Consider the following 10,668-nt stretch of genomic DNA (forward strand, 5'->3'; position numbering starts at 1 on the left):
ATAAGGCTCAAACTCTTTCTCCCCCTGCTCCCTGCTCCCTGCCCCCTGCCTTATCCCAACAATAATTATTTACATCGCCCTACTTACATCCTTTTTATTACTCCCTACTCCTGCCCGCCGAGGGGGTAATCAACAGTCAGCGTCACCTCGAACAGCGAACAATAATCCTCAATTCCCAATCACCGAAATCACAATAAGCCTCGTTTTCCATTGGGGCGTACGGTCATCCAATTTGTTTTTGCTAATGCTAACTGTTCATCAGAAATTTTGGCATTTGTGAGATTGGCACCACATAAATTAGCTCCTCGGAGATTGGCATTGGTGAGATAAGCATGACTCAGGTCTGCGCCTCGTAGATCTGCCCCTTCTAGATCTGTGTGGTTAAAGTATGCTTTGCTCAAATTAGCATCTTTGAGATTAGCTCTAGTGAGACTGGCTCTACCAAAGTCACTATTGTGGAGGTTAGCTCCCTGGAGATTGGTTTTTTGTAATTGAGCGGAATGAAAATTTGTTCCTGATAAATCAACACCTTGCAGGTTGAGCAAACTTAAGTTGTGTAGGGCAAAATCCCGTCTTCCTTTCATGTAAGCTGTAAGTAAACTTTGGGTATCTAACTTGCGCTCGACTTTAGAATTAGGAATTGGGGAAGCATTAGTACTGCTGCTAGGGAAAGTCATTGATTTGCCCATTCCAGCTGCTTCGGCTTTGGCTCGTCTAGCGCGAATTGCTGCTGCTACCTGTGCTACTCCTCCTGCGCTAGTGACGGCCGCAGAAGGATTGCTACATAAAATAGCAGAATCTTCTATCCGGTTGTATGTTCGACCTTTAACTCCAGTATCGGGAGATTTAGCGAGTAATCCTTGTGCTAAGCTGTCTAGGTATGGTTCTATATCTAAAGCTCTGAGAACGTCTGTTGCTGACTGATAACGATTACGTACTGATACTTCTAACATTTTCCGCAATACGCTGGTCAAGTGGTCACTCACTTGTACAAGCTGTTCCCACATCATCTCACCAGTTGTGGGATTGTAATCTAAATCTTTAGGAGTTTTACTAGTTAGTAAATAAATACATGTCACCCCCAGTGCGTAAATATCACTGGCATAGACTGGACGCATGGCCATTTGTTCTGGAGGTGCAAAACCAGGAGTTCCAATAGCATATGCAGTCAAGGCGGTCTGTCCTGATTGATTTGCCGCAGCTTGGGTAACTTGATTTTTGACAGCGCCAAAGTCAATGAGTACCATTCTGGCATCTTGACTACGGCGAATTAGGTTAGCTGGCTTAATATCTCGGTGAATTACCTTTTGCTCGTGGATGTATTGCAGCAATGGCAAAACCTCACTCAAGAATTGCTTGACTCCAGTTTCGGTTAACACACCATTGAGTTTCACCTCTTCCTGTAAGGTATCACCACTGATATATTCTTGAACTAAGTAAAATTGTTCGTGTTCTTCAAAATAGTCAAGCAATCGTGGTACTTGGGGATGGTTGCCAATCTTACCTAGAGTTTTGGCTTCTCGTTCAAAAAGTTCTCTGGCCATCTGTAAAACATGTGGCGAGTTGCCAGAGGGGCGTAGTTGTTTGATTACACAACTAGGTTCTCCTGGTAAGACTCGATCCTGGGCTAGAAAAGTTGCTCCAAAGCCACCTTGGCCTAATGGCTTGACTACCTGATAGCGATCGCGCAACAGTAGTCGTGAGCCACAAGACTGACACCTCTGACTATTTACCAAATTTTCCGGATTGCGACAGGTAGGATTTAAGCAGTAGCTCATGCACTGTCAACTCGCTGCACGAAGAATCATTGAGAGTTTTTTATACTCTTCTTCAATTATTGAGATCTCAATCAGCGCTTGCCAGGTAATTTTTGCTGGAAATCCTTTGAAGAGTTTCTAAAGTTTAGATAGGATTACGTACAGCGATCGCCAAAACCAAATAGTTTATTATACCTATATTTGCACAAAATACTTGAATTACTTTATACTAATTTGTATTTGAGAATATCTCATTTTATTAAGAACCCGTCCTTAAGGGACGGGGACTATACGGGGCTTTAAACCGAAGAGGTTTTGGAGCCTAAAAGCTACTGTAAATCAACTCCATCAGCCCTGAAGAAACTACTAGCTAGCTTTCATATTTACACCAATGAGCTGTTCGAGAAGTGCTAAAACATCACTGCGGCTGAGTTTTTCCTTCCCATTGGCTAGGGCATCAAGGGTTCCATGTGCCAAAGTCAAGGGAATTTGGCAAAAGTCTAGGGCTGGCCCTGTGGGAAGATTTTTGGTGTAAGCTTCTGCCAAAACGAGATTGCGCCGCGCATACTCTTGCATATTTGCAGCATTCCAACCTTCTGGAAAAAAGTCTACTCCGCGTCTGAGATCTTCAGTATGATTGCGTAAAATATTAACTGCTTGTAAACCCCGGCCAAACCCAACGGCTTGTGTACGATTTGTTTGTGTTCCATCGTACCAAGTCCATAAGTCTGAAAGTAATAATCCCACTGCACCTGCAACCCCAAAGGTATAACGGTCTAAATCAGATTCAGTGTCAATTTTCCAGTCCATTTCTACCCAATAAGCCATCCGGTCTGCCATTGCAGCAGTACCATCCCAAATTCGAGGTGCAATGGTTTCAGGCGCTAGTAGCGACCATTCTCGAATTCTGAGAGTAACTTCTTCTAAGGAACTTTCATATTCACTAGATCCTGCAAAAAAAGCGTCTAGTGGGAAGCCATCAACTCCAGCCTGTAGTGTTAAACTGATTGTACGTAAGAGTTTTGCCTTAGTAGGGTTGTCTAGTTCTTGATGATCTTCAATTTCATCAATAGCACGCATACACAAATATGCTGATGCTACTGCTTCTTGCAATCCTGGCGGTAAAAGACTAATTGGAATATAAAAAGTTCGGCTAGTATCTTTGAGGATTTGCAGAGCATCTCTACGTAAATTCATGTTTTCACTCCCCGCTTGATTTTTACACCACATGAAGTTTGCAGTTTTTTGATGATACTGGATATAGTTTTGACTAAACTTTAAAAACTATAGACTATAAGATAGGCTAGTATTTCATTTGAAAATTAATAGTTTTTGGTGTTGCAATTAACGAAACTCTCAAATTTATCAAAGTCTAGTCTAGTATATAGGTTTTTGGTTACAAAAAAGGTTCAGGTGTGGGTGTATATAGCTATTATGAAGTTTTGAGGGTAAATATAAACAATCATCCTAAGCACTAAAAGATTAAGTGAGAATCGCTACAAAAGTTTTTTGTGTTTGTACACCTTTGATACGTCAACTTACTCCTTTATTTTTCTCAATTAGATATGCAGTAGCGTCACCATAAAAAAACGAGTACTATGTTGTGGCATCAGGCTCAGCATTCTTTATCCTTCTAATTAATTAGTTTTATTTATAAATAGTTACAAGCAATTGATAAATAAAACTGTATATATTAATACAATTAATATTGTATTAATAAGTATTTTGCTTTACCCAAGCTTGAGAGTATCAAGAGTATATAATATAGAAATTAATTGGATTCAAAACTGTTGACATCGCACTGTATCTTTTTTAAACTACTGTATTATTGAGTCGTAAATGATATAAGTAAACACAAATTGCTAGCGGTGAATGAACGATAAAGTAAGACTATAAATTAAACAGCATAGATTGACCAAAATTAATTACGCAAACTCAAATACACTGAATGTTTAATTGTTTACAAAAACAATTTTAATTAGCAAAATTGATGCCTAAAGGTTGAATTAAGCTAAATAGTGTTAATTTAACTTGGAACTCATACAGGAGCGATCGCCAAAAAAATTGACTTTTTATACTCAATCTTAGTGCGTATTTAGGAGATAAAAATAAAAAAGTAGAGACGTAACATTGCTACGTCTCTACATTGATTGATTTTCGGATATGTCTATTGTGTCCAGTTCAAGACTGATTGTTAGGACTGACACAAAGAGAAGTCAGAGCGCAGCTTCGCCAGACACGGAGATTTTTTTTGACAAGTGATTAGGCGGACATGATATGAATATTCAATGTGACCTTTTTATTTTTCTTCCACTGATGCCAACCCATTAATGGCTGGGCCATTAATCACTTTTCCATGAGTATCAAACCGCGAACCGTGACAGGGACAATCCCAGGTTTTTTCTGAGGAATTCCAGGCGACTATACAATTGAGGTGAGTACAGATTGCCGAATGTTCCTGTAGTTTACCGTTTTCGTCTCGATAAGCTGCAACTTTTGTCAAACCACGCCGCACCACCGCACCTGTACCGGCAGGGATTTTTTCTACAGAATCAACATCTCCTGGTGTCAACCAATTTAAATATTGGCTAGCAACGTTGAGATTTTCAGAGATGAAATCACTGACTGTGCCAAGTCTCACCCGTGACGGTTCGTAAAGCTGCGCCCAGGTATTTGTTCGTCCTAAAATCAAATCAGTTAACAATACACCTGCAATTGTACCGTGGGTCATGCCTATACCTGTATCACCAGTGACGATGTAAACGTTTTGTTCGTCAAAGGGGTTTTTGCCTATGTAAGCAATACCATCATCAGAATTCATCACCTGACCCGACCAACGATACAAAACCTCTTGTGCCATTGGAAAGCGTTCTTGTGCCCATATTTGGAGTCTGGCATAGCGGTCATTGGCATCGTTAGCTTGCCCGGTTTTGTGGTCTTCACCGCCAACTATTAATACATCATATTCAGAATCGAGTTGATCTAATCTTACGTAGTGGTAAGGATCGGGGGTATCCCAATAAAGGGCTTTGTAAACAGCATTACGAGGTACTTTCAGACCGATGACAAAAGTCATATATGCAGCTTGCTTAAAGTGCATAGTAGCTAAATTACTGATGGGTGAATTGGTTGCTACTACTACAGCTTCGGCTGTGACAATGTGACCATTGCTGGTTTCCACGTGGGCGGGTAAACCACCTTTGATTTTTTCTACATGAGTGTTGGTAAAAATTCTACCACCACGGCGTTCAATGGCTTTTGCCAGTCCAGCAAGATACTTGAGAGGGTCGAATTGTCCTTGTTGGGGAAAGCGTAAACATACTCCTGTATCAAAATCAGTTAATGGTGCTTTGTTGACTATTTCTACATTAGTGAGTCCCACTCGATGTGCAGCTTCTAATTCCCGCTGAATTTCATCTGATGAATTGGGGTCTGGTGAAAATAAATAACCATCAAGCCGCTCAAAATCACAGTTAATATTTTCTTGGGTGGCGATCGCTTCTATAGTATTAATTGCTGTTGTATGACTTTCAGCTATCAATTTTGCGCCTTCTTTACCGTGTATTTCCTCAAGTTCGTAGTAACGTTCGGTTAGGACATTTGATAGGTGTGCTGTTGTGCGTGCAGTTTGACCGCCACCAATCAGGCCATCATCCAGTACAATCACAGACTTACCTTGGCGGGCTAAAATATAAGCAGTTGACATGCCCGCAATCCCAGCACCCACGATGCACACATCTGCATAAGTATTTTCCGTAAGCGCTGGTTGTTGTGGAATTTTTGCGCTTGTCATCCAAATAGAAATAGTTTTACCAGAGTCGTTTTGCATTTTTGTGTAGAGTCTCAGGTCTAATTTATCTGCTGGAAATGCCTTTATTAAACTCAGGCTGATAGGAAAATCAAAACTGAAAAATCACAAAAAATATGGTGATTTTTGTTGTTTTGCTTGTATTTATTTATATTTTTAATACTTGGTAGCGAAAATTAAATTAAAGTTTATATTCCAGCTGATTCTTCGGTAAGCTTAGACTATTTTTGATAAACATTGCATCTCCAGGATGACAGACAAAAAAATATACTTTATTGAAGATGTAATTATGAAAAGAATATATATTTATCGAAAAAATTAAATTATTCTGTAATTTTCAGGCTTAATCTCATCCAGCCAAAAGTACGATCCCAAAGTCGGAAAATTGCAGGTAAAAATGACTGTATATAACTCTAATGTCTGGAGTGATTGTAGAATTTGTAAATAGGTGGGCAACAGCACTTTCAAAACGATGACCACTTATTGTCCTTGTATAGCCTGATTTTTGAAGCACCTTGATTTGTGACTCTAAATTCTGCAACAAAAAATATGCATAGGGGTAGATGAAAAGTAACTAAAGGGGTAGCATAAAATACAATGGACATAAATGATTAGCCCGTAAGAAATACGGTAATTTATAACGCTAGATAGATGCGGTTAGAGAACACTCAATGTTAAAGATTAACCGCTTGCGGCTGCAAGATATCTTTAAATTTCCTGCAAATTCATTTGTGGCAAAAATCGCAAGTGCGATAGCCGTTTTGGTTGGTATTTTGGTAATAGTTGGTTGGTGGCTGGGAATTAATGTTCTCAAGGGTGGTTTTCCTGGTAGTCCGGCGACAATGAAATTCAACACAGCGCTGTGCTTTGTGTTGTCTGGAATCTCGCTGTGGCTGTTTATAACAGGAAGGAAAACAAGAACAACAGGGGAAAGAACAGTTAAAAATTACCTGTACTTCCCTAGTCTGTTAGTTGCCAAAGTTTCTGCAATAGCTGTGACCACAATTGCTGGACTCACACTTTGTCAATATCTCTTCGGCTGGAATTGTGGTATTGACGAGTTGGTATTTCGTGACTCGCCGACTAGTTTAGCGACATCACATCCAGGGCGAATGGGGATGAACACCACAGTGAATTTTTTACTGGTTAGTGTCGCCTTACAGTTTCTGATTTATGGCAAAAATCACCGCAGTTATTGGTACGCCCAAATTCTGGCTTTGATAAGTACTTTGATTTCCTTTCAAGCGCTAATTGGGTATGCCTACAAAGTCAAAGTTCTTTATGGTATTGCCCCTTATACAACATCAATGGCATTACACACAGCGTTGTTGTTCAACATTCTAGGTGTAGGTATTTTGTGGGCGCGGCCAGAACAGGGGTTAATGAGAGTAATTACAAGTGATAACTATGGTGGCTTACTTGCACGTAGGTTATTGGTTGCGGCGATCGCAGTACCTTTTATATTAGGGTGGGTGATTGTTGAAGGTCAACGGGCAGAAAAATACGACCCAGCTTTTGCAGTATCAGTATTTGCCATTGCCTTGATTGTAATTTTTACGGTTTTGATTTGGCAAAGTGCAAGGGTTATTGAACACCTCAGCCATGAACGGGATATCTCCGATAGTCTACGTATGCGTATCCAAGAAGCACTCAGAGCCTACGAAGATAAACTGGCAAGCTTTGTGGATGCTAACGTTATTGGCATAGTTTTTGCTGATATTTATGGCGGGATCTATCAGGCAAATGACGAATATTTGAGGATAACTAATTACACGCGGGAAGATTTGTTAGCAGGGAAGTTAAGTTGGAGTCAAATCACACCTTTAGAGCATCGACACTTAGACCAAGAAGGTATAGCTGAAGCTAAGAAAAACCCTAAAGGTGCTTGTACGCCATATCAGAAAGAATACCTCCGCAAAGATGGTAGCCGAATTCCGGTTTTAGTTGGTTACGTACTGTTGGGAGAAAAACGGGAAGAGTCAGTAGCGTTTATCCTTGATTTGAGCGAACGCAAGCAAGCAGAAGCAGAACAACAAAAATTTGTATCGTTAGTAGAAAATAGCTCTGATTTTATTGGTATTGCCACACTTGAGGGACAATTACTTTATATAAATGATGCCGGTCAAAAGTTGGTGGGGCTTGCAAGCTTGGAACAAGTCAAGCAAAAGACCGTATTAGATTACGTCATGCCCGCAGACAAAAATCATTTTCAACAATGTATATTGCCCACTGTGCGATCGCAAGGCCGTTGGCAAGGAGAATTCCGCTTACGACATCTACAAACAGGTGAAGCGATACCAGTTGATTGCAATATCTTCATTGTTACAGAAAATAACACCGGTCAACCAATTGCCCTGGCCACTGTAACCCGCGACATCAGCGAACAAAAACGAGCCAAAGAACAAATCTTAAAATTAAATAAGGATTTACAGCACCGCATCAGTGAATTACAAACTTTGCTAGAGGTAATTCCCATTGGTATCGGCATTGCTGAGGATCGAGAATGCCAAAATATCAAGGTCAACCCCGCTTTTGCTAAGCAGTTAGGCATATCGCCAAATACAAATGCTTCCCTCAGCGCTCCCTTGATTGAAAAACCGACTAACTTTAAAACTTACCGCCAAGGAAGGGAATTATTACCAGAAGAACTTCCCATGCAGTACTCTGCTGCTCATGGCGTGGAAGTTTTAGATTTTGAGGTAGATATAATACATGAAACCGGAAAAATAGTCAATCTTTTAGAGCATGTTGCACCTTTGTTTGACGAAGATGGAAACACCAGAGGGTGCGTTGGGGCATTTTTGGATATTACAGAACGCAAGCAGGCAGAAGAAGTACTCCGCAATCAGCAAAAATGGCTGGAAGATGTGTTAAATCTGATGCCAAAACCGATGTTGTTTATTGAACCAGGAACAGCACGGGTAATTTTCGCCAATCGCTCTGCTAATGAATTAGCTGGAGGTGAATTTCCTAAAAACGTACCAGCCGCAGAATATCATACAGTCTACCACTACACTGATGCCGCAGGAAATCGCATTCCCAACGAGCAAATGCCTGGAGTGCGGGTAGCCCTTGGGGAACGTCTCGATGGCTTGGAGGTGGACTGGCATACTAGCTCTGGTGTCCGCTCTTTGTTGATATTTGCCGATACCTTACCAGCGATGCACGGTCATCCAGCTATCTGTGTTTTAGTGTTCCAAGATATTAGCAACCTCAAGCAGGCAGAAAAAGCGCTTTCCTTGAGTTACCAAAGGTTAAAGTTGCTTTTTGACACAGCCAACGACTTGCTCTCAAGCCAGCAACCAGTGGTATTAATTGATAGTGTTTTCCGAAAACTAAAAGAGCAAATTGGTTTAGATGTTTACTTCAACTATTTGGTTGACGACAACTCTCAAGGAATGCGGTTGGAATCTTACGCCGGCATTCCCCCAGAAGTAGCCAAGGAAATTGAGTGGTTGGCATTTGGCGAAGCAGTTTGTGGTACTGTAGCCCAACAACGCTTCCCAATACCCATAGAGAATGTGCAGGAATCAACAGACCCGAAAACGGAACTAATTCGTTCTTTAGGCATCACTGCTTATTACTGTTACCCTTTGATAGCACAGGGAAGGCTGTTTGGTACTCTTTCCTTTGGTAGTCGGACTCGGCTGAGTTTCACCGAGAATCAAAAGGGAATGATGCAGGCAGTTTGCGACCAAATAGCGATCGCAATGGAGAGAGCGAGTTTAATTGCATCTTTGCAGCAACAAACAGAGCAGTTACAACAAGCGAATCGCATGAAAGATGAGTTTCTGGGCATATTATCCCACGAATTGCGATCGCCCCTCAATGCCATCCTTGGCTGGGCACAACTATTGCAACGCAGCAAGCTCAGCGAAGGTCAAATTGCTAAAGGTATGGAAACAATTGAGCGCAACGCTAAAGCCCAAACCCAGCTAATTGAAGACTTGCTGGATATATCGCGGATGAATAGAGGCAAATTACGCCTCAATGTCCGTACTTGTAATTTGGTGTCGGTAATTGAGTCCAGCCTAGATACCGTTAGCTTAGCCGCCCAATCTAAGGAAATAAATTTGAAATTTTCCGTTGTTTCTTCCTTAGAAACCCCATCAAAACAAATAGATAATCAACATTCAAACTGCAAATTCCCAGCCGAAGATTCAGGATTCTTAGTTTCAGGTGATTTTGACCGCTTGCAACAAATTATCTGGAATTTGCTATCCAACGCTATTAAATTCACACCCCCAGGCGGACGGGTAGAGGTGCGATTGTCTGTAGTCAATGACACCAAATGTCCAGGACAAACCCCCGGCTTACAACAGACAACCGACAAATACGCCCAAATTCAAGTAATTGACACAGGAATTGGCATTAGTGCAGATTTTCTGCCTTACGTCTTTGAACGTTTTCGTCAAGCCGATAGTTCTAGCACCAGAACCTATGGAGGATTAGGACTGGGACTAGCCATCGTGCGTCACTTGGTAGAATTGCACGGTGCTAGCATCCACGCTGATAGCCCCGGCGAACAACAAGGTGCAACATTTACAATCAAGCTACCACTCCTTAAGAGTCCGCCCCTCAACCCCTCAACTCCACCACCACTTTATCCCCGTGCTGCTGCTTCCCCCTCCCTCCTTGGCGTGCGGGTGCTGGTTGTAGATGACCAACTTGATACCCGTGAATTTGTCACCATAGTACTGGAACAGTGTCAAGCAGAAGTTCGAGCAGTAGCATCAGTTCAAGAAGCATTGCAAATAATTCAAGAGTGGAAACCAGATGTATTAGTTAGCGACATTGGTATGCCCCAAGAAGATGGTTACTCATTGATTCGCAAACTGCGATCGCAATCTCCAGAACTAGGAAGAAATATTCCCGCCGCCGCATTGACAGCTTATGCAAGAGCTGAAGACAGGATGCGAGCCATTCAAGAAGGTTATCAGCTGCATTTGCCGAAACCAGTTGAGCCGGCTGAATTAGCGACAGTAGTGGCTAGTTTGGTTGGAAGGACTTGAGAAATCAGAATTTACGCATCACATCCGCGTCACCCCACCCCGGTTTTGTCTAAAGCCAAAACCTCCCCTCCCCTTGGCAAGGGGAGGGGTT

At 41.6% G+C, this 10,668-nt stretch carries 4 protein-coding genes; 1 reads left to right on the forward strand and 3 read right to left on the reverse strand.

Annotation, left to right across the window (positions count from 1 at the left end; genetic code table 11):
- Positions 1–188: 188 nt before the first annotated feature.
- From GNE10_RS25265 to GNE10_RS25275, 3 genes are all read right to left on the reverse strand, one after another.
- Positions 189–1,778 (reverse strand): serine/threonine-protein kinase, encoded by a 1,590-nt coding sequence (locus GNE10_RS25265; protein WP_185567694.1) that lies wholly within the window; start codon positions 1,776–1,778, stop codon positions 189–191.
- A gap of 345 nt (positions 1,779–2,123) precedes the next feature.
- On the reverse strand, positions 2,124–2,954 hold the full coding sequence (locus tag GNE10_RS25270) for a squalene/phytoene synthase family protein (RefSeq protein ID WP_185567697.1): 831 nt from the start codon (positions 2,952–2,954) through the stop codon (positions 2,124–2,126).
- 1,102 nt (positions 2,955–4,056) lie between these two features.
- Positions 4,057–5,586, reverse strand: a complete 1,530-nt coding sequence (locus GNE10_RS25275) for an FAD-dependent oxidoreductase (protein ID WP_185567703.1) — start codon at positions 5,584–5,586, stop codon at positions 4,057–4,059.
- Positions 5,587–6,236: 650 nt separating this feature from the next.
- On the opposite strand from GNE10_RS25275, the gene GNE10_RS25280 reads away from it, so the two are divergent.
- Positions 6,237–10,577: a PAS domain S-box protein gene (locus GNE10_RS25280; RefSeq protein ID WP_185567706.1), complete on the forward strand. Its 4,341-nt coding sequence runs from the start codon at positions 6,237–6,239 to the stop codon at positions 10,575–10,577.
- Positions 10,578–10,668: the final 91 nt, after the last annotated feature.

This window comes from Nostoc sp. 2RC, assembly GCF_014222165.1.
Taxonomy (GTDB): domain Bacteria; phylum Cyanobacteriota; class Cyanobacteriia; order Cyanobacteriales; family Nostocaceae; genus Nostoc; species Nostoc linckia.